Source organism: Sphingobacterium olei (assembly GCF_005048855.1).
GTDB lineage: Bacteria > Bacteroidota > Bacteroidia > Sphingobacteriales > Sphingobacteriaceae > Sphingobacterium > Sphingobacterium olei.
This window is the reverse complement of sequence record NZ_SUME01000004.1, coordinates 554,699-577,347: the sequence shown is the minus strand read 5'-3', so window position 1 is coordinate 577,347 and position 22,649 is coordinate 554,699. Positions and strand designations below refer to the sequence as shown.

Genomic DNA, 22,649 nt, shown 5'->3' with positions numbered 1-22,649 from the left:
TGTTTATTATTTTATTGAATGATTTCATCTTCAGGAGAAAATTCCAACCTTAGTTCTTCTTTCATTTCTACAACGGTGCTTCCTGAAACATAGTTATAGCGCAAAAGAAACGTTTTATAGGTTTTGAAACCATCATCTTCGATCCTAAATGTGTTATTAAAATCAGTATCGTCGTCCACTTGGGTAACGTCCACATTTCTATATGATGAAATGGTTATCTTATTGTCCTCACCTACAGTCAGCACAATGGCCGCGCGATTGAAAGTGTTCACATCTGAAGCATACGCTTCGTTTCCTGCCATTATTCGAACACTGTTTTTCGTTAGTGGGTGCATGACCTTGGTACCCGGCATTTCCAGTTCAGAATTTGATCCCTGTTCCCGGTATTTAGCCCTCATATTATAAATTGTACTACCATCAGATAAAGCATAATAATTTTTGGTCTTCACACGGTAAAGGACATAGCTTTTCTCGTGATTTACTTCATAAGATGAATACATATCTACGCGAAGTGGAATGAAATAAGAGGAATCCGGAGACAAGCCATCAGGGCGAATCTTAATAGGTAGCCTTCCGCCAATTTGTCCTGCAGGGATCTTAAATACATGACTTTCCATATCATATTTATCCACCGGCAACGCTCTCACATATTTAGATACATCTGTATCATAATTCGTACGATTGAATTGATCCGTCAGGGTTTTATCCTCTACTAGGATTATAGTGACATCACTATCGGTAGGATTTGTGCCGCCCATGGAAGCGGCAATGTAGCCAATGGATTCTTCGCCCAGATTGTGAAATTTCCTTGCGACATTATCTGATTCGCTGATCAATGCAAATACATTTTTGTACTGTTCCTTTTGATATACCTCGTCATCTTTGCAAGCATGGAATCCGATTAAGACTACGCCCATTGCAAGTATATTGCTTATATTTTTCACCGGCGAGACGCCGTATTTTCTGAATATTTTTTTCATACTGTTCGTTCAATTAGTTTTCCCAACCTGGATTCTGATCTAAGGAAGGCAGTAAACGCACTTCATTTAATGGAAGCGGCAATAGAGCAAGTCTCTTATTGACAATTCTTGCCCCAATTCTGGACGTATTTGGAATCACTTTGGCAAAAAATGCCTCTCGGGAAGCTTCCACATTCATTCCGCGAATTGCCTCGCTCTCTACTTCTTCCATAATACCCCATCGGCGCACGTCGTAATAACGTCGATTTTCAAAAAGGAATTCCGTCATGCGTTCCTTTTCAAGAAGTCGCTGGAATGTAGATGCGTTTTCATTGCCTGTTATGCCTGGTAAGCCTGCGCGATAGCGCACTTGGTTAAAGCATTTCTTGATTTCATTCATATCTCTGCTAAGGACATAAGTATCTCCGTCCATATCCACGGTATGTGATCCTGTAAGGTTATTTAATGCTTCCGCATAAGACAGCAGAATTTCCGCATATCGGATTATAGGAAAAGCCTTGTCCATTCTGCGTGCATTTGTGCCGCCCCAGGCATCTGTAGGATGTATGAATTTCTTAATCACATACCCTGTAATCGGAAAATCAATTGCGCTACTAATACTTCCCTTACCATTTGGTGAATCAAAATAATATTCAATTGTTTGATTGTAGTATCCGGATGAAGTGGAGGAAGTCATCGGCCAAAAAGCACCTGAAAACCCTACAGAAGCATAAAAGCGGGCTTCCCTATTGGCATACATATTGCTCACTCCGGCATTCAATCTATAACCAGAAAATATTTTGGCTGCATTGGTGAATCCAGATTCTGTATAAGGGTATTGGATACTAGCATTGTTAATATCGCGGCCATCTATCATGGCAAAGTTGTCTATTACTTTTTGGGTTAAGCTTGCTCCATTATATCCATCCAATTTTTCTGGAAAAGACATTCTAGTTTCATTGGTAATAGCTCCGCTTCTTCTGGCCCATACGTACTCAGGATTAACCGGAATTACAGCTTCACCGTTAAACATTTCTGAATAAGATCTGTAATGATCTATGCCGTTTGCGCCTTCAGGCCATTGCATGTAATAATTTGGATCAGAAGTAACACCCTCGGGCAATGCTGGTGTTTCAGTATCCGCGGCCACCGTATGCAAACGTAAAGCTCCTCCACCCTGGTCGATCAATCTTTTAGCAGCGGCGGCGGCGACAGCCCATCTTTTTTCATCATAATTCTGAGAAACATACTGCGCACCGTCTGTCGACCTTCGCCATGTTCCAAAGTAAGAACGGGCAGCTTGACCGCCATTATAAAGCGGACTAGCGTGAAAGAGCCTAATGCGCGCAATTAATCCATAAGCGGCATTTTTAGACGGTAATCCAAACTCTACTAGCGGAAGAGTAGGCGGTAAGAATTTTGCTGCTTCTTCCAGTTCAGCGCAGATATATTCTACTGCCTCATCGTAAGTAGCACGTGGACGATCATAATTTCCCAGTGGAGCATTAGACTCAATGATCTCATCACCCAATAACATCGGGGGTCCAAAATCTATTAGGATATTGTAGTAAGCATAAGCACGAATGAACCTTGTATAGGCAAGGATATAAAACCGATCAGCAGTAGTCATATCCTTTGCTTCATCTAGACGCGATACAATCGTGTTACTTTTTCTAATGATTTTATATAGGTTGCCCCATGTATTGAATGAATAAAGGCTATTTGCCGTTACATCGCCTAGTATGTATCGGATTCCATTATACCCCGAACCAGTATTAAAGCCAGTAAAAGCTTCATCGGTAGCATAAGGCCCTGGTGTGTAACTATCTAGCTGAAGATTTCCTTCATCAGGAAACATACCTGCGGTCCCCCACATATAAGCCTTGATATGTCTTGTTTGGGCAAAAACTGTATCTAATTTTAGCTCATCGCTAAAATAATCGTCAACATTTAGGAATCTGCTGCATGAGCTAGACACAAGTATTGCTAAAAGCAAAAGAGGGATAAAAAACTTTCGCTGTGATATTTTTAAATGCTTCATCATTCTAGTTTTAGAGATTTATGTACAGTTGCATAATATATGAAGACGGGATTGGGTATACTTCACCGTTTCGATAGGCTAGCTCGGGGTCAAATAGCTTGACATTGTCCCAGATATATATATTATTTGCAACAAATTGAAGATCTATAGAAGAAATTTTCAAGTTTTGCAAGAACTTTCCACGGATGTTGTAGTTAAGGTTCACTTCTTGCAATCTCAAATAACGCGCATCACCGAGCCAAAAATCGGATCGCTGTGAATTGTTGTTATTATTTCCATAAGTTAGCCTAGGAAACCGTGCATTCGGGTTTTCAGCAAGTGAGGGGTCTATTCCATGAGCAAGTGCATAGTCCATAGGAATCCATCGGTTTGCCGGGTCATGAGCAAGGGTGATTACATTCCCCTGTACACCATTGAAGAAAGGAATATAACCCGTACCAACACCACCACCAGAGAAAAAGAAATCTGTTTTACCAGTGCCTTTAAATAAAACACCAAGTGTAAACTTCTTGTAGTTGAATTCTCCACCGAATCCGTACATCAACATCGGGAACGTATTTCTAGTCAATGGTACCTGGTCGTCACTAGTGATATTACCATCGCCATTGATATCGCGATATTTTATATCACCAGGCATAACTTTGCCAAACTGTGCTGGACTATTGTTTACATCATCCCAATCTTTAAATAAGCCGATCGCTTGGTAACCACGTATTGATCCGTACGGATAGCCTGAAATTTCCTGATAGGGATATTTAGGATTGGCTTCTTCCCAGTTCTGTACATTATTTTTAGAATACGTAAAATTTCCACGAACCGTAAAACTTGTATTATTGTTTATAGTTTGTCTGTATGAGACACTACCATCAGCTCCCAAACTCTTCATGCGTCCTACGTTTCCGTAAGGCATAGTCACTAGACCAGCGTAGGCCGGAACTTGTACCCGTTGCATGAAAATGCCATTACGCTGATCATCAAACACATCCATGACAATGTTAATTCGATCATCAAATATGTTCAATTCCATACCGATATTGGATTTTATAGCTTTTTCCCACTGCAGGTTATCTGCCCCAATCCGTGATTCATTTACGGCTTCATTTAGTATTGATGCTCCCCAAGGAGATACTATATAATCATTTACCACTGTTAGATAAGGAAAACGTTGATTATTCGTAATCCGGTCATTACCAACAGTTCCATAGGATCCTCTAAATTTAAGTAATGTAATCCATGGAAGCTTTTTCTTTACAAAATCGTAATTGGATGGTATCCAGCCCCCTGCTATAGATGGAAAGAAACCGTACTGCCTACCAGGCTGGAAGTTTTCGGAACCTGTATAACCGAAGTTAATATCTACCATATATGTGTCCTTGTAGCCATATGTAAATCTACTGGATACACCCTGGTAACGGATCGGAATAGAATTAAGGTTATTTGTGCCTTCGTTTGCTCTTTTACGATCGCTCAAGTAGTAGTAAATTAACGCAGAGGTACGGTGGTTCTCTCCAATCAGCCTATCATAGTTTAAAGTACTTTCAAAATGGTATTTACGGTATTGATCTGTGTTTCTTCCGTAGGAAACTGTGCTTGCCGGGACACGCTCGATGGTGATTAACTCACCTTGCTGATCACGACCCACTGCTTGATAAAGTGCTGGTGCCAGTAACCGACTTTCGGAGAAGAAACTCTGAATGTCATACGCACCTTGACCTCTGATTCTTAATCCAGGGGCTATAAAGTCCAACTTTTGATCAAGCGCGAGTGTAAATTTACCTAAAAATTCCTGGTTTGTTCTTCTACCCATTTGGTTGATCATCACCTTAGGAGATCTTAAGGACTCTGTAGCGGATGTCGCAGGAAACTGGCCATTTGAATACTGAGTCGGTAGTAGTAATGGGTTCAAATTGGATTGCGAATACCAGATAAAGTCGGTATTAGCGACACCAGGATTATTATTTACTGACATAAATCCATCAGTTCCAAAAAATAAAGTAGTTGATGGGGTAAGTTCAAGGTCAATATTGGTTCTGTAATTGTAAGTTTTGTACCCCGTATTCGCCGCGTAAACACTATTTTTATCGTATTTGTAGGCTGCTCTATCACTGCTTGCACCAAGACTCAAAAAGTATCTAGCCACCTGTGCACCACCTCGCGCGCTGGCATAGTAGCTGTTCCTTAGACCCGTTGGATTTAACACTTCATCCTGCCAACTTACATCCGGGTACATATCACGGTCCGTACCATCCTGGATGATATCCAATTCTACCTCAGTATAGATCGGGCTTTCTCCACGCACCAATCGCGCTTCGTTTGCCATTACCCCATAATCATACGCACGAAGGTAGTTAGGTAGCCTGTTTAAGTGCGACAAGGTGGCATTCGCTCTTGCTGTGATGGATAATTTATCCACTTGTCCACGTTTAGTTGTCACTAATACCACCCCGTTTGCACCACGAACTCCATAGACAGCTGTAGCTGATGCATCCTTTAAGATGGAGAAACTTGCAATATCTGCAGGGTCAATCGAGTTGATGTTGCCTTCCAGACCATCAATCAATACCAAAGCGCTTGAGTTGGCACCGAAAGTGCCAATTCCACGTACCCAGAATTCAGAAATATTCTTTCCCGGTTCACCACTACTTTGCAAAGAGATAACACCGGCGGCGCGACCTCCTAGGAGGTTAGCAATAGAAGCAGCAGGCGTCTGTAAATCCTTTACATTCAAACTGGTAACAGCTGCAACATTCGATATTTTACGTTGCGTGCCTAATCCGACTACCATCACCTCTTCCAGCTCTTCCGCTTTTTCGCTAAATTGTATCTTCAAATCATTCTTAGCATCGGTAATCAAATACTCCACGTCTTTATAGCCGATATATTTAAATATGACCACATCGTTACGAGAGGCTTTGATCGTAAATTTTCCCTCTTTGTTCGTAGAGGTTCCTATCCCAATTTTATCCCGCAGATAAGCGGTTGCTCCGTCAATTGGCTGACCTGCTTCATCTACTACTATTCCACTGATCTGTAAATTTTCCTGCCCATGAACAGACCCAATCAGAGATACTAGTATGAGTATCCACCATAATAGGCACTTCTTTTTCATATAATTGGTTAATTAATTTATTGATAATTTACGCACACGATTATTTCCGAAGTCAGCTACGTATACAGATCCGTCTTTGGCAATACCAATGCCGCTAGGTGCATTGAAAAGGGCTTCTTCCTTGCCACCATCTCTCCATCCGGCAGTACCCGGCATTCCCAATACAGTCTCAACTAAACCCTCCGAATTGATGCGGCGTATGCAATGATTTCCGGCATCGGCCACATACATGTTTCCGTCTGCATCACAGAAAATCTGCTCGGGGCTGCGGAACTGTGCCACTTCCAGTTTTCCATCACGATGCCCCCCCCCAGTTGATCCGCTAAGCTTCCGAAACGTTGTTGCTGGATTAGTCACATCAATACTGCAAATGCTGTTAGCATTTACACCAGCATTGCTGAGAAATGAGATATACAGAATATTTGGCGTGAGTGGATTAAATGCAAGACCAAAGCTATCCCCGGTTTCTGTACGGAATATTGTTTCTACTTCGAATGTCCGAGGATTTATTTTCACAATATATCCTTGGTTGTATCGAGTATATATAAAACCGTCAGTCGGATTCACCACCATACTGTGCTTCCATCCGTTTGGAGGAATATCGCCTATCGGTGGCCATTTCATCTCTCTGATTCGAGGACCCCAAAATTCCTTAGGATCAAGCGAATAATAGGATCCAATGGTTGTTTCTGTAGGAAATGTTATTACCCCTGTAACCGGATCTGCGGCCGGAACATTCCCGATGACATTTCTGGCCACTGTAATCAGCTCATTCTTTGTTTCATCGATCCTGGCAATATGATACATTTCGGGAACACGGTTGATCATGAAAATATTGTCGTCTTTGTCAACACATAGGAACCTAGGTGCAACAATCGACTGCGTGAGATCACCATCTCGGTAGGACGCCCTGCTTCCATTCCCTGCAATGGTAGTTACTGTAATCGAACTTTGGTAGTAGAAATTTTTATTGTAAACGACAGAATCTTTGCCAATAACCACTGAGATAACACAGGTGTCGCCCGGTAACCTAGGAGCCAGCACATACATCCTACTTCCAGTAGAACCTACTACAGCTGCTTTTTTTCCATTAAACCAAACTCTGATCTGTTTTGGGTCAGTACCGAAATTATTTCCAGTAATCATTACTTTTTCCAGAAATTTCCCCGAATCGGGATAGACAAGCCCCACTTGGACAGGCTTGGAAGAATCATAGCCAATTTGTTCCTTTTCGAGATCTTTGTCGTCTTTACAGGAACTAGCTACGATTAAGCATATCATGGCAATAAAGCCGATGCTGAGGAGAGTTTTCTCCTTAAGTTTAACGCATAACATAATTGTATTTATTTAGTTAATAGATTTGGTGTAAAAATTCGATGGAAATAAAGAATTGTTTTTCTTAAATATCGTGCATAAATTTACGCTACGATTTGATTCGATTATACAATCATACATGAACTTAGGTTATCGTATTTTTGTACCAATGGATTATTTGCTATTGCTCGTTCAATCAGCCGGTTGGTTCTTCTAAATCAAATCAACGATCATGCTCTCCTATGAACTCACGGGTACGCTCATTCAAGATATAATCAATACTGTGCCCGCTTGCGCTTTGGATAACCCTAATTTTAAATCGCTTAAAGAATTTTCCAATTCGGTAGCGCTTGCCACCGGATACGTACCGTCGATCTCCTCAATCTGATCGATACCCAGTAAGTTCTGCATCGTATCTAAATAGCGTTCTAAACACGAAAAATCAAGCGCTTCCCGCTGTACATTTTCGTCCTTACATCCATTTAAAAATACCAATGCCAACAGAATAATTAATACTAATTTAGTTGCATCTTTCATGGTGTTTTGAAATTTGGTTTATGACTAATAACTATAAAACTGGTTTTGCCAAACAGTTTGTTGTGTCCGGCAATCAAAAACAATACTAAATTAATCCGGTTAATAACTGAATTAATAAAAGGATTAATTTGATATTTATTTTCCTAATTCACCACTTAACGGCAATATTCTTAAGGCAAGAAAGTTGGAGGTGGATATTTATCCGCTCGCATGTATGCGGATCATGAAAGCAAACAGCTTACTGAGGGGCAGCAGCATATTTACTTTATAAGCTGTTCAAAACTGATCGGAAATTCTTCATTTACCCAATCGACATAGACTCGCTGAAACTGCTCGTACCGTTTCCGCGCTTCGACCCGGTTGTCTAGTTTTATGAGCGACCGCAATTCGATCTGCAACACGTTTTTTGAAATCGGATCCAAATGAAAATACAGACGTGCCAAGGCTATCGCCTCATCCCACCGGTCGTCCCGAAAATAATCCATCATATATCGATGTAACACTTCCTGGGACTGCACTTCGACTTCATTTTTTACTTGATCGAACGTATTCTCTTCGGTGCCCTTGAGAAATAGTCCAGATTTAAAGATTTCCCTGAGCTCTGCGGATAGGATATCCTCATTCTGCAGTTCTTCAAACCGTAAATAATCAACATAGCAGTTTGTCAATTTCAGCTTGTAGGTATGGTCTTCGTAAACCAAATCGACACCATCCAGTTCATTAAATAGCTTCCTCAACTGGTTTATGGTCACTCCTCGGATATTTTTGGATGCAGACAATTCTTTGTCCGGCCAAAGGGCTTCGCTGATATCGTTCGCTTTAACTCCTTTTTGAATGTTTCCTGTCAGGAACAGCACCAGCATTTGCCTAATCCGAGTACTAAAGAGGTAGGATATATCTTTCCCATGTTTATCGACCACGGTAAATTCTCCGAAAAGATGGATTCTATTTTTCGGAGGAAACTCAAACCTCGCTGCTGGCTGATCGACACGGGACATAGCTACATTAACCATAGCATCTTCCTGATTTTTATTCTTTTGGTAAACTTTTTTACGGTACCAAACGATGGCGACAATACTTCCTAACCCCAATAGGGCAAAGATCCAGCTATACCTTTTGGCTTCCAGGTTTTCATAAAGCTGTAAGTCTGTCAGCGTTATGGCCGGAGTTTTCAGCTCGTAAATCGTTATAACCGAGGTCAGTTCTTGATCATCATAGACTTGGGTCACTGCATAGAAGGTTTTTAGCTGTTCATAATAGAACAAATTGGCATTGGTTTTAATTTTTTCGGATTTGACCGGAATACCAGCACCTAGTACTTCAAATTGAGGTTCATTTAACTGAAATTTGTGTAGCTGCAAATCTGTATCGGAAAGGTATTCGCTATACATCAATGTGTAAAACGATCCTTTTTGATCATAGATAAGATTCCTAACCGGAACCAGAGTCGTTCCTTTGTTGTCGATTTCCCAAAGTTTCTTAAGTTTGAAAGAATGAAGGTCTAGTTCGTACAAATCATAAAAATATTTACGCCCTAGGGTATGGTCGCCCGCTTCATTTCCCATCCCACCAAACACATACATGCTTTTGTTTACGGGGTTGAAGAACGAAGAGGTAAAATAACGCGGAAAAATTGGATCTCCGGTGACACTTAGTGTATCCCAAACAGCACGGGTCAGATTCATCGACAAAAAAGAATTGCTGTAACGTTGATTGCCAAACCCGCCAAAAATCAAATGATTGCTATTGTCGTAATAAATCCCTGTATGATGGTGGAGCTGGATTTCCAATTGATCGGTACTCACACAATTAACTTCAAACGTATTCAAGTCAATGGATACGTTACTACAGGCGTCGTTGGGAAGGTTATTCACCTCATACAGCACAAGCTTGTTGTCCCCCATAAAACTATTTCCGAGCTGGATAGCCAAGGGGAGCGGTTTCGAGAATGCATGAGCCTGCAATTTTCCTGTATTGACGTCAAGTTGCCGGATCGAGTCTTTGGTAAAGATGATCATTTTTCCGCTTTTTTCATCAAACTGGTATCCACCTACGTTGCTAAGCGTGAAGCTTTGGCTCTTTCTCCAATAATAGGACTCATTGATAAGCCAGACCGCATGACTGACTTTACCTATTACCTTACCGTTCTCCAAGTGGAATTTATCTCCCTTACTTTCGTTAAGCGGGATCACGAATGATTTAGCATCCACATTAATTTCCATCTTCCGCAGCGCGAAATCAGCTACATCGATGTTGTATTCACTTTTTCCAAAAAATATATTGTCAATAAATGGATCTTTATTTAAATTTTTAAGAGGAACCGAAACGCTTTTATCCTTCAAGTTCCATCGCATGGTCTTGTTCTTTACGTCTACATTGAGTGTAATACGAAACCATTGGTAGATTTTTATCTTTCGCTTGTCCAAAAGGATCGTTGCCAGATTGCTTTTCCCTTCTTCGTTCAGCTTGAATTCTATTCTGTTCTCATCTATTGTCCGAAAGAGTATGCTATAAGTTAAATCTGGTTGGGTAAATTTAATTCTCAGCATAGTTCCGAAACTGGATTCCTCCAGCAATTTCGTTTCAAAGCTCAATAAAAAGCTCGATTTAATCTCAGGAAACCGTTTAGTAAAAGCCAACGATGTCCGTTGTTCTATTGGATAGTTATTGCCTTTTATCCTCAATCCAGTTCCTAAACTTTTAACGGTAGAAAATAAAAACAGGAATAACAAACAAACTCTAAATAACATAACGAGGTATTAATTCTTCCTCAAAATACAAAGTTTCCACAGATTACACAAAATTATTCCGGCATTTAATTGTTTTGAACGATTTCAGGAAATCAGTCAAATATTATTCAGTTTTTAAAATGCAGGAGTTGCTACTATGCAACTAATATTATCGTCAAATTACAAAAATCATAAGGAGACTTCTCTCCAATAATCATTTATGGTTAACTCACTAAAATTATAATGTTATCAATACTATGGCGGCCATTTCTTCTAATAATAGTTTTCAATATTTATAAAAAAATGGATAAAGTTATAATATAATTTATTCACAGAAAACGGCTTCTTATCACGGTAACTAACTTTTAGTTCTTTGTCAAACATTCCGTATTTTACATAGGCCTGGTTTGCTAGCGAACAGACCATAGTTTTCTTCACTCCCATAACCTACATCTGCCGTAAGGCTTTTGGGAGTTTTCACAAAAATGGATTCATGTTGCTCCAGATGACTGGAGCAATTCTTATTTTTTTTGAAAGCGCATTATGGCAATATCCCCCATAATAAAGGTGAGCGTATTTCCATCTACACTATAGGTATTAACCTTATCAAGGGTCTGAAAGAATGTACTTTCACCATTACCCGGACAAGCCATTTTCGTAGATGCAAGTGGACCAAACTTAATCGAATTTCCATCCAACGTTACAGCGCCTGAATAATTATTACAGCTACTATTTCCCGACACTTTATTCGTAGATGTATCAAACGTTATCGTAGGCTTCTTTTTCGGATATAACCCATCAAAAGCTATACGGGCTCCCGATATATAGTCCAATTCCCAAGTACCATCTAATGAAGCATTTTTAGTTTCAATCAATTTAAACTTTGCCAAAGGAGCCATCTTAGCTTTGTTGAGACTTAAAACACCCTCACTTATCGCAAAATTATCTGCTTTACCGAAGACATCCCTCAGCCCATGTTCGACAGACATATCTTCACAAGCCATCATCGTCGACATCCCCGCAGAAAACGTTATTTTATTGTTACCCTCTACTTCAAATTCACCCCCCACTCCATTGCACCCCGTAACTGCAGCATATCTTTTATCCTTACTTAGAAACTCGAGGGTCGGTGTTTTTCCGTTTATTTTTTCTGCAACCGGCTTTCCATTTAATTCAATAAGTTGCCATTTTTTATCTAACATATCCGTAGACTGATCGGCCAAAGTCGGCATCTTATGTGCTCTACAACCTGTTATCATTAATACAAGAATGGTTGCTGCAATTAAAAAATTTTTTTTCATTTTATTTATTGTTATATAACATATACAATCAAACGAACGGAAGGTTTAATCTTTCTGCTACAATCTGACGACATTCTTTCACAAAAATATCTACTAACTTACTATATTTTTTAAAAAATAGCTGTCATTTGTGTTGTTTTCCGTATGTTTGCACCTAGTTAAGAATTATTCTAAAGAGAATCTTGATTGATCTGTTAATCCATATTACCATACCGCTCGCAATATTCGGTTTTATTGCGTTGTTTACGCTTTTTGCAGTCTATGCGGAGCGTAAAATCGCGGGTTTCGTCCAGGACCGGTTAGGGCCAATGGAAACTGGAAAATATGGTTTGTTACAAACGATTGCAGACATACTCAAGCTCCTTCAAAAAGAATTCATTACACCCAGTGCGGCTGATAAGATATTATTTGCCCTAGCACCTGTCATTATTTTTACTGCCGTTTTTATCGGATTCAGTGTCATGCCTTGGGGCCCAGGTTTTATCCCAGCTGATACCCATACGGGGCTTTTCTTCATCATGGCCGTCGTGTCTATTGATGCCATTGGAATTCTGATGGCGGGGTGGGGTTCGAATAACAAATATTCCTTATTGGGCGCAATACGAGCCATTGCTCAAATGGTTTCGTATGAAATTCCGGTAGGCCTTTCCCTCATTGCAACGGTAATGATTACACAGACACTTAATCTGAATGACATCGTATTCAATCAAGGTATATTAGCAACAGAACAGATATATTTTTTCGGTCTCTGGGATGTAACAGAGGTCGGTGGATTATTTGCTTGGAATATCTTACAAGCTCCACATCTTCTCGTTGTATATATCATATTTTTCATCGCATCCCTAGCGGAATGCAACCGTGCTCCGTTTGACATTCCTGAAGCAGAATCGGAACTAATTGGTGGCTTTCATACCGAATATGGAGGTATACGATTCGCCTTTGTATTCCTTGCAGAATATGCGATGATGTTCTTAGTCGCGATGTTGGGTGTCGTGTTATTCTTAGGTGGATGGAATACCCTGCTTCCGAATATAGGCGCGTTGAAACTAGCAGAGTGGACGACAGGACTGTATTGGGGGATTTTCTGGACATTGACCAAATCCCTTTTGATCGTAGGCATACAAATGTGGATACGCTGGACATTACCGCGTTTTCGTGCAGATCAATTAATGAATCTCTGCTGGAAGGTAATGATCCCGATCGCATTCCTATGTATGGCAATTTCAGGTATTTGGCGAATTTTAGTAATGGTATAACGTGGTTATAAAAACAACTATACAAGGATTTACATCAGCAGTAAAAGGTTTACTTTTAACTGTGAGGCACTTATTGCGCGCGCGAAAAACACGTACCTCGTTGGATATCCGTGACCCACAATATTTCGACAAGCAACAAGGTGTAACCACAGTACAGTTTCCAAAAGAATCCATGCCCATTCCCGAGGTAGCACGCTATCAACTGGATGTAGAAATAGACGATTGTATTGTCTGCGATCTATGCGCAAAAGCCTGTCCGGTAGATTGCATCGCCATCGAAGCGGTAAAATCTCCCGAAGCGATTGGAAAGACGTCGGACGGCAGCGTAAAAAGACTATATGCCGCCCAATTTGATATTGATATGGCGAAGTGTATGTACTGTGGTCTCTGCACCGTAGTATGTCCTACAGAATGTATTACCATGACCGATCAATACGACCGCAGCACGACAAAATTGACTGATTTAATCTATGGATTTGCGGAAATGAGTGACGAAGAAATTGCGCAACGTAAAGAAGAATGGACGAGATTTCAAGCTGACAAGGAGGCAGCCAAAAAGAAATAAATGGAAGAGGTCATATTTTATGCTTTTGCAGCCTTATCGATCGGGTCGGCACTTCTCGTAGTCGGTTTAAAAAATACAGCCCGTGCCCTGTTTTTATTCTTCATTGTCTTATTTGCAATGGCCGGATTATTTCTTTTTGCCTTGGCTGATTTCGTTGCTATCACCCAAATCCTGATCTATGTCGGCGGTGTGCTGATTCTTATGATATTTGCATTCATGCTTTCCAACAAAGAGCTGTTGGCCGATCTACAACATACATCTGCTCAATTTTTGTCGCTGCCAAATGCCCAATCCCTCCTACTTGTACTGGGGTTCTTAGGCGTCATGCTGTACGGCATTGCGGAATGGCAGGAGAATACACCCTATTGGATTACCGAAAATATCCGTCGGGGCAATACCATTCAACCGACAGACAATAACATCAATCAATTGGGTGTAAAGTTCATGACACAATATGTTTTACCCTTTGAAGTGGTGTCCATATTCTTGCTGATGGCACTTATTGGTGCCGCCCACTTATCGCGGAAGGAGGAAGACAGATGATTACCTTAACCCATTTTCTAGTCGTGAGTGCCTGCATATTTTGTATAGGATTGTATGCCGTACTCTCCAAACGCAATGCTATCATGATATTAGTAGGTATAGAGCTTATGATTAATTCAGCCGTTCTCAACCTCGTCGCGTTCGGCAGGTACGATAAAGCGAATTATGGAGGCCAGGTATTTGCGCTATTTGCCATTGTCCTTGCTGCGGCCGCTGTTGCCGTTGGTCTGGCAATTATCCTCAACGTATATCGAAAATATAAAACCATCAATCCCGACAATATTACTGATCTGCGCGATTAATGAGAGACTTGCTAACGATATCGCCAATTTCAATGAGCATCCTTGTGGTGTTATTGCCCCTTATTGCATTTGTCATACAGGCCATTCTAGGAAAGAAATCAACGTCAGGCATTATATCGTTGATCGCCATCGTGGCAAGCACCCTCATCAGTGGTGGATTTGTATTCACGGCCGTATGGGATAACCCAGCTATATCTACCACATACGATTGGTTCACCATCGGGGATAAAACATTTACCATAGGAATCTTATTGAATAACCTCAGTGTACTGATGCAGTTTATTGTCTGTATTATTGCCCTACCGGTACACATCTATTCCAGATCATATATGAGGGGAGACCCCGGAATACATCGTTATTGGATGTACCTCAGCCTCTTCTGCTTTGCCATGCTTGGGCTTACCATTTCCAAAAACCTGTTCATGATGTATATTTTTTGGGAGCTGGTGGGGTTTGCATCTTATTTGTTGATCGGATTTTGGTTTACGAAAGAAGCAGCCGTACAGGCAAACAAAAAGGCATTCCTCGTGAACCGCATCGGGGATTTAGGTTTTCTGATCGGTATTGCCATTATCTTTTCCACCTTCGGCACCTTAGATCTGGTCGACTTATTTGGCACAGATGGTTTCTTTACGCAGGGAATCGATAAAAACAGCGGTTGGATGACCGTCGCGGGTATTGCATTCTTCTTAGGTGCTATGGCCAAGTCAGCACAGTTTCCGCTGCATGTATGGTTACCCGATGCCATGGAGGGCCCCACATCCGTCTCCTCCTTGATCCACGCAGCCACTATGGTTGCTGCAGGTGTGTTTTTGCTGTCCAGCATATTTCCGTTATTCAATGAAACGGTATTGCTCATCATCGCTATCATCGGAACCATCACAGCGCTTACATCCGCTTTTTTCGCCCTAGGGCAATATGATATCAAGAAAATATTAGCCTTTTCCACCATTTCCCAGTTGGGCTATATGATGGTAGGCGTTGGCATAGGTGCTTGGGATGCCGCCATGTTTCACCTTACTACGCATGCATTCTTCAAATGTTTACTATTTCTCTGTGCCGGGGCTGTCATCCATGAGATGGCACATCTCAAGGCACGCGAAAATCGGGAATTTGATCCACAGGACTTACGGAATATGGGCGGACTACGCCGATATATGCCCAAGACCTTTGGCTTGATGGCCATCGCCTCCTTAGCGCTTGCTGGATTTCCGCTTACATCGGGCTACCTATCAAAAGACGCAATCGTAATTACTGCATGGGAATGGGCGTTGCACCACGGAGGATTGTATCTTATTATCCCGATTCTTTTAGTTGTGGTCAGTATCCTTACCGCATTTTACATCGGCAGGCTGATATTCAAAGCCTTCTTTGGCGAATTTCGTCTTCAAGACCTTGATGTAACACGTCTGCATGAGGCACCACGCGCTATGCTGATCCCGATGCTATTTTTAGGTATGGGAGCCCTATTTTTCATCTTCTCCTGGAACCCTCTATCCTACGCCGATGCCGGCATCTTACAGGGACTATCTGTTGCTTACCCTTTCGCTGAAATTCATGCACTGCATGTTATTATACCCATCATTCTAATCTGCGGTTCACTAATCGCTTGGTGGATAGGTTGGCGATGGTACACCAAAGGCAGCTATCCGCTTAATCCGAACAACAGGTGGATTCAAGCATCGCTCAATCAAGGGTATTTAAATGAACTATACCATAAAACCTTCGTCGAGTCTACGCTGGCATTAGCGCATATCGGCTATTGGTTTGATCGGTATATCGTAGACGGACTGGTGAATTTCTCGGCGACAGCCGTTCGCTCATTATCCGCCTTCAGTAGCTGGATTGATCGGTATATCGTCGATGGTTTCGTTAATACCGTAGCCGGCACCACATATTATATCGGACACCTGCTACGCTGGATACAAAATGGCAGACTCCAAAATTATTTAGGGTTTGCGTTTACTATAGTTTTAATAGGAATAATTTATTTGATCATACGATAAGATGGGATTACTCTCTCTACTCATATTTTTACCATTGGCAGCAACAGCAATTATCCTGTTGTTACCGACCTCATTACGTCATAGCTACAAGTATATAGCGCTTGGGTTTACGGGCGCCCAATTTGCTTTAGCCGGGTATCTGTATAGTCAGTTTGATGCCGCAGCTACTGGTGTTAATACCCGCACAGGTTATCAGTTCGTTGAGCAGCTATCCTGGATACGGATGGATCTGGGTACACTGGGCACATTAGAAATTGACTATTTCTTGGGTGTAGACGGATTTTCTCTCCCGCTACTGGCCTTGAGTGCATTTGTGATGCTGATGGCCATTGGTGCTTCATGGCATATCACAAAAAGTCTCAAAGGGTATTTTTCACTGTTAATGGTATTGAATCTAGCCGTAATGGGTATATTCTGTGCGCTGGATTTTTTCCTGTTTTATGTATTTTATGAAGTGATGCTGCTGCCACTCTACTTCTTGATCGGAATTTGGGGCGGGGCACGTCGTGAATATGCAGCCATCAAGTTTTTTATCTATACCCTTTTTGGTTCTGTATTCATGCTGCTCGTTATCGTCGGGCTTTATTTCTCGGTTATCAATCCCGATACCGGCGCACATACCTTTAACATGCTGCACATGATGAATCCGGCAAACTACGTAGAAAACTCGTTCTTCGCATACATCAACAACTATAATGAAGTATTTGGGATTCCCGCACGCATGATCGGTTTCATCGTGCTCTTCTTTGCCTTTGCGATCAAAGTACCTATCGTTCCGCTACACACCTGGTTACCCGATGCACACGTAGAAGCACCGACACCGGTATCCATTATCCTTGCAGGTATATTATTAAAAGTAGGTGGATACGGGATCATTCGTATCTGTTTAAGCATCTTTCCCGATGCAGCCGTAGATGCCAATTGGTGGCTGGGACTCATCGGCATCGTTTCTATTATTTATGGTGCGTTGAATGCACTCGCACAAAAGGACTTAAAACGGTTGATCGCCTATTCCTCCGTATCGCATATGGGCTTTGTGCTACTGGGTATTGCGTCGTTAACAGCCGAGGGAATTTCCGGGGCGATGTTCCAGATGATAAGTCACGGTTTCCTATCCGCCGCCTTATTTTTCCTAGTAGGTGTCATCTATGATCGTGTTCACGACCGCTATATCTATAATTTTAGAGGTCTAGCCTCGCTCATGCCGAAATATACCGGTTACGTCGCTATCGCATTTTTTGCTTCGTTGGGATTACCCGGATTTTCTGCATTCATAGGCGAAGCGTTTGTCATCATCGGAACTTTTAATGCAGAATCCATTGGTACGGGCATTCCACGTTGGATGGCCATTGCCGGTTCATTGGGTATATTGCTGAGTGCAGCATATTTACTGTGGACATTACAGCGTATGTTTTTTGGACAGACCAGATTAAAAGGAGGTGAAGAATGGGCTTCTTCGTTAATAGATCTTAGTAAACGAGAACAGCTTATTTTATTTCCAACGCTTACTTTAGCTTTGCTTCTCGGTATTATGCCCTCGCTGATTTTCGATAAGTTAAATAGCTCAGTATTGAATCTAGTAGCTTTGGTAACACAATATATTTAGGATTAGAAAATGAGAGACGTAGCCCTTCACCTATCCGACACTTTAGATCATATCCTTGCATCTATCCCGCTATTCAAGCCGGAGTTTGCACTGATTACGGCCTTTCTATTGTCAATAGGTGCTACCCTGTTCACCGATCGACTATGGAAGCAGTCTTCTTTCTTTATTGCAATCATCGGTTATATCTTTTCTTTTGTCAGTCTACTGCCTCAATTGCATCAGCCCGCATCGGCATTCTTCGGCATGCTGCTCATTGACAATTTTTCTGTTTTTGCCAGAGGGATTATCCTATTTGCACTATTTATCTCTACAATTTTCATTCAGCAGCATTTTAAGGGCAAAATCTTCCAAAAGAATCTTGGTGACGTATATACCGTATTGCTCACAGCCGGACTAGGTCTTAACCTATTGACCATTACGACCAACTGGCTGCTTGCTTTCATTGCCATCGAGACCGTTTCGATAAGTTCATATATCTTGGTAGGTTATTTCTCCGAACACAAAAAACAATCCGAGGCCGCCATGAAATATGTGCTCTTCGGTTCTGTCTGTGCTGCAGTTATGCTCTACGGTTTATCCTTGTTATATGGTTTCACGGGAAATCTAGATTTTGTTAGCTTAGCCCACCTACAGGGATTAACTGCCGCACCCCAAGTGATGACGAGCATTGCCCTCTTATTCGTGTTTACGGGAATAGGATTTAAATTAAGCTTTGTACCCTTTCACGCCTGGGCACCGGATGTGTACGAAGGTGCACCGACACCGGTCACTGCATTCTTATCTACCGTTCCTAAAGTTGGCGCGATCGTGTTATTGGCCCGTATTATACAGGCTTGGGCATCCTCACCTTTCTATTTCGGCGAGTTGACCGTTCTATTTTTAACCGTAGTCGCTATCATCACCATGCTAGCCGGTAACCTCATCGCCTTGCGCCAACAGAATGTGAAGCGTATGATGGCCTACTCTTCCATAGGGCATACCGGATTCCTGCTAATGGCAGTTTTAGTGGCTCCAAGTGGAGATCCTGCAATACTGCTTTTTTACCTATGCGCTTATGTACTCATGAATCTAGCGGCTTTTGCATTCATCGATGCCTTGGAACAGAAGACGGGAGCTACGACACTTGAATCTTATTCCGGTTTGGGAAAAAAAATGCCGATCGTTTTTACCTGTTTCACCTTCATCGGCATATCTTTAATTGGTCTCCCCCCTACGGCAGGCTTTGTCGGTAAATTGCTCGTGTTTACATCGGTATTCGAAGGATATCAATCCAGCGGAGATCTGCCTTATTTACTATTACTCATTACAGGGGCTTTAACTTCTGTGATCTCCTTGTTCTACTATTTTAAAATCCCCCTCTACGCGTTTCTAAGGGATGGCCAATCTGACCAGAACAACAATATGCCCATTCGTCTTATTATCGCAATAGGTATTGTGTTAACGGCATTGGTGTTCACTATAGGGATCTTTCCGGATTTTCTGTTAGGGTTGTTTAAGTAAACTTGTATTTAAAACCAACTTTATCTATGTTTGCATCATGATTAGTGCAACTGCAAACACCATATTCCAGCGTGCTATAGATGATTATCACGTTCATGATAATATCGATGCGGCGATGGAGAATCCCTACGATTCAGCTACATTGGAGCACCTTTTGTATTTGAAATGTTGGATTGATACGGCGCAATGGCATATGGAAGATGTGGTACGTAATCCCGATATCGATCCCAAAGAAGGATTATACTGGAAAAGACGTATTGATAAACAAAATCAGGAGCGCACAGATACTGTTGAATATATTGACAGCTATTACCTGCAAAAATTTGCCGACGTGCCACCATCGGCCGAAGCCCGGATCAACTCGGAAAGTCCGGCCTGGGCAATAGACCGTCTGTCGATCTTAGCCTTAAAAATCTATCACATGCAACAGGAAACAATCCGTCAGGATGTCTCTGCCGAACATATCCAAGCTTGTCAAACAAAACTGGACATCCTATTGGAGCAACGCAAGGATCTTTCGCAGAGTATTGACGAATTGCTAAGCGATATCGCAACAGGTAAAAAGTACATGAAGGTATACAAGCAGATGAAAATGTACAATGATCCAAATCTGAACCCTGTTCTTTACGGTGCACAAAAATAAGTAGCCATGAAGCGCATCATCGTAACCCGCTTTTCGGCTATGGGCGACGTCGCTATGGTCGCTTCGGTATTGAAAGAATTTGTCGCCCAGCACAGCGATGTGGAAATCGTTATGGTATCGCGCAAGTTATTTGCTCCTTTCTTCGCGGATATTCCCCGTATTCATTTTCATGCTATCGATCCCAAAGGGAAACATAAAGGAGTCTTCGGGTTATATCGCTTATTCCGGGAACTTAAAAACTATAAATCATTTTATGTGGCAGATCTGCACAACAATCTGCGAAGCCGTTTTCTAGATTTTTTATTCCTTACCTCAGATTATTCTGTCCGTATATTAGACAAAGGGAGATCGGAGAAAAAAGCATTGACACGGAGGGAAAACAAAGTTTTAAAACCCTTAAAACCGACAACAGAGCGTTATGCAGATGTTTTCAGGCGACTGGGTTACAACCTGAAATTAGATCATGAATTACCCCGCGTAAATCGTGAAGCTCCCGAAGAATATGCTACTATTTTTGCATCAGGTGTCAAGACCATCGGAATAGCTCCATTTGCGCAACATCCATACAAAGTGTTTCCATTAGCCAAAATGGAAGATCTTATCCGACAACTTTCGGAAAAGAATTATAGCATTTTTCTATTCGGCGGCGGCGCAGCAGAAAAAGAGATTTGTGCAAACTGGTCGAATCAATATGATCATGTGATAAACACGGTTGGCCAATATTCGCTTGCACAGGAACTGGATATTATTGCTAATTTAAATCTGATGGTCAGTATGGATAGCTCGGGTATGCATATGGCTTCATTAGTTGGCACGAGATGTGTGTCTATCTGGGGAGCGACACATCCTTATTCGGGTTTTCTGGGTTATGGACAATCTCTAGAAGATTGCATACAGGTAGCACACCCGGCACGCCCAAGCTCCGTCTACGGGAACAAACCCTGCAACTGCGACGGTGTGGAAGCCATTGACTTGGTAACGGTGGAGATGGTGGTAGAGAAGATTGGAAGTTAGTACGCAAATCTGTTGTCCAGATTCTGATATACTGCTTCTATCGAATGATGTCGATTAAAATACAGTTGCCCATCATTCCTAACATGCTCATAAAATTCGCTATCTCGCAATAAACGTAAAATTAATCTAGAAAAATCATCCCCATCATCAGTTACTACACATCCATTCTCTGTCTTATTCACTAACCCGTCTACGCCTCTTCTATTACACACCACCGGTAAGCCGTAAGAAAGTGCTTCAATTACTTTAATTTTTACTCCTGTCCCGGATAGCATCGGACATATAGCAAGTTTTGAACGATAATAATAATCATTTAAATCTTCAACATACTCCACTTTGGTCACATTCGGTAGATCAGGTACATATTTATTTATCGTTCCAATAATGCAAAATGAAATCTCTTTTGGTAATGATGGATATACATATCTGAAAAACCAATTACAAGCTTTAATATTATGCATATTATCACTTGCAACATATATTGCATCAAAATGTATATTGCTATTACCTTTTTGTACCCCAGATGACAAGTTTGATTCAAAACCTATCGGTATAAGATGAACCGGCTTTCTACAGAACTGTTCAAAAACATATTGCTCATCAGATGAAACGGTCCATATCTCATCAAAAAGATTCAATCTTTCTATTTCGTCCGAAAATCCTCTTCCTATTTCAAAACGTTTGCGAGATTGATCTTGTGCGGTCAACCAATCATGTGTATCTATGATAAGTCTAGCATGGGATACAAAGGAGTTACCCTTAATCAAATTTGCCCAATAAGCATAGCTTATTATAATATAATCGTATTTATCTCGCTTTAAAATAGTATTGAATTGCTTTCTACGATTGAAATTATTGTAATCATTCAAGGTACTAGTACCATATTTTAATAATTTACGTAAAAAAAGCGCTGGAATTAGATACCTGAGATAACCAAAAATATTCTTCAACGGAGGATTTCTAGACAAACCATAAGATGCTCGAGCCAATCCCTCAAACACCAATTTATTTCTGTCTTCCAGCGTTAACTCTCTCCCCCACTCATCATCACTATTTACAAAATCTACGGTATAACCTCTACTTTTAAAGTAAGTTAATATGCCCCTTGCCCTAGTTACACTTCCAGCGTTGGAATGCAATGGATTCAAAGGAAAAAAGTAAAGAATCTTCTTAGATTTCATCGGGTGTTGCTGATCATTCATATCCAAGGCTACGTCTAATTTA

17 protein-coding genes are annotated in these 22,649 nt (G+C 41.3%); 9 read left to right on the top strand and 8 right to left on the bottom strand.

Annotated elements, in window-relative coordinates:
• Window positions 1-11: 11 nt before the first annotated feature.
• From FAZ15_RS12355 to FAZ15_RS12325, 7 genes are all read right to left on the bottom strand, one after another.
• Window positions 12-980, bottom strand: a complete 969-nt coding sequence (locus FAZ15_RS12355) for a BT_3044 domain-containing protein (protein ID WP_136901607.1) — start codon at window positions 978-980, stop codon at window positions 12-14.
• Between the two features lie 13 nt (window positions 981-993).
• Window positions 994-3,003: a RagB/SusD family nutrient uptake outer membrane protein gene (locus FAZ15_RS12350; protein WP_238387238.1), complete on the bottom strand. Its 2,010-nt coding sequence runs from the start codon at window positions 3,001-3,003 to the stop codon at window positions 994-996.
• A gap of 7 nt (window positions 3,004-3,010) precedes the next feature.
• Window positions 3,011-6,109 (bottom strand): SusC/RagA family TonB-linked outer membrane protein, encoded by a 3,099-nt coding sequence (locus FAZ15_RS12345; protein WP_136901606.1) that lies wholly within the window; start codon window positions 6,107-6,109, stop codon window positions 3,011-3,013.
• 12 nt (window positions 6,110-6,121) lie between these two features.
• Complete coding sequence (locus tag FAZ15_RS12340; protein ID WP_202912389.1) at window positions 6,122-7,444, bottom strand: IPT/TIG domain-containing protein; 1,323 nt, start codon at window positions 7,442-7,444, stop codon at window positions 6,122-6,124.
• Between the two features lie 243 nt (window positions 7,445-7,687).
• Window positions 7,688-7,960 (bottom strand): hypothetical protein, encoded by a 273-nt coding sequence (locus FAZ15_RS12335; RefSeq protein ID WP_136901605.1) that lies wholly within the window; start codon window positions 7,958-7,960, stop codon window positions 7,688-7,690.
• A 260-nt stretch (window positions 7,961-8,220) separates the two neighbouring features.
• On the bottom strand, window positions 8,221-10,710 hold the full coding sequence (locus FAZ15_RS12330; RefSeq protein ID WP_136901604.1) for a Kelch repeat-containing protein: 2,490 nt from the start codon (window positions 10,708-10,710) through the stop codon (window positions 8,221-8,223).
• A gap of 500 nt (window positions 10,711-11,210) precedes the next feature.
• Window positions 11,211-11,990, bottom strand: a complete 780-nt coding sequence (locus FAZ15_RS12325; protein ID WP_136901603.1) for an META domain-containing protein — start codon at window positions 11,988-11,990, stop codon at window positions 11,211-11,213.
• 182 nt (window positions 11,991-12,172) lie between these two features.
• Here FAZ15_RS12325 and nuoH point away from each other — a divergent pair, with 182 nt between their 5' ends.
• The 9 genes from nuoH (at window position 12,173) to FAZ15_RS12280 (ending at window position 21,425) form a co-directional block, all read left to right on the top strand.
• Window positions 12,173-13,246 carry an NADH-quinone oxidoreductase subunit NuoH gene (nuoH, locus tag FAZ15_RS12320; protein WP_136901602.1) on the top strand — a complete coding sequence of 358 codons (1,074 nt, stop codon included), beginning with the start codon at window positions 12,173-12,175 and terminating at the stop codon, window positions 13,244-13,246.
• A 61-nt stretch (window positions 13,247-13,307) separates the two neighbouring features.
• The gene (locus FAZ15_RS12315; protein ID WP_238387237.1) at window positions 13,308-13,811 is read left to right on the top strand and encodes a 4Fe-4S binding protein; all 504 of its coding nucleotides are present in this window, start codon (window positions 13,308-13,310) and stop codon (window positions 13,809-13,811) included.
• Window positions 13,812-14,354 carry an NADH-quinone oxidoreductase subunit J family protein gene (locus FAZ15_RS12310; RefSeq protein ID WP_136901600.1) on the top strand — a complete coding sequence of 181 codons (543 nt, stop codon included), beginning with the start codon at window positions 13,812-13,814 and terminating at the stop codon, window positions 14,352-14,354.
• The gene (nuoK, locus tag FAZ15_RS12305) at window positions 14,351-14,656 is read left to right on the top strand and encodes an NADH-quinone oxidoreductase subunit NuoK (protein ID WP_136901599.1); all 306 of its coding nucleotides are present in this window, start codon (window positions 14,351-14,353) and stop codon (window positions 14,654-14,656) included. Before FAZ15_RS12310 ends, nuoK begins: the two co-directional genes overlap by 4 nt.
• Window positions 14,656-16,662 (top strand): NADH-quinone oxidoreductase subunit L, encoded by a 2,007-nt coding sequence (nuoL, locus tag FAZ15_RS12300; RefSeq protein WP_136901598.1) that lies wholly within the window; start codon window positions 14,656-14,658, stop codon window positions 16,660-16,662. The genes nuoK and nuoL overlap by 1 nt, the downstream gene beginning before the upstream one ends.
• A 1-nt stretch (window position 16,663) precedes the next feature.
• Window positions 16,664-18,268 (top strand): complex I subunit 4 family protein, encoded by a 1,605-nt coding sequence (locus FAZ15_RS12295; protein ID WP_136901597.1) that lies wholly within the window; start codon window positions 16,664-16,666, stop codon window positions 18,266-18,268.
• 9 nt (window positions 18,269-18,277) lie between these two features.
• The gene (locus FAZ15_RS12290; protein WP_136901596.1) at window positions 18,278-19,768 is read left to right on the top strand and encodes an NADH-quinone oxidoreductase subunit N; all 1,491 of its coding nucleotides are present in this window, start codon (window positions 18,278-18,280) and stop codon (window positions 19,766-19,768) included.
• Window positions 19,769-19,805: 37 nt separating this feature from the next.
• Entirely contained in the window at window positions 19,806-20,411 is a 606-nt protein-coding gene (locus FAZ15_RS12285) for a DUF4254 domain-containing protein (protein WP_136901595.1), read from the top strand.
• A 6-nt stretch (window positions 20,412-20,417) separates the two neighbouring features.
• Window positions 20,418-21,425 carry a glycosyltransferase family 9 protein gene (locus tag FAZ15_RS12280; protein ID WP_136901594.1) on the top strand — a complete coding sequence of 336 codons (1,008 nt, stop codon included), beginning with the start codon at window positions 20,418-20,420 and terminating at the stop codon, window positions 21,423-21,425.
• Here the strand turns inward: FAZ15_RS12280 and FAZ15_RS12275 are convergent.
• Window positions 21,422-22,627, bottom strand: coding sequence for a glycosyltransferase family 4 protein (locus FAZ15_RS12275; protein WP_136901593.1), 1,206 nt, complete (start codon window positions 22,625-22,627; stop codon window positions 21,422-21,424). The genes FAZ15_RS12280 and FAZ15_RS12275 overlap by 4 nt on opposite strands.
• Window positions 22,628-22,649 lie beyond the last annotated feature (22 nt).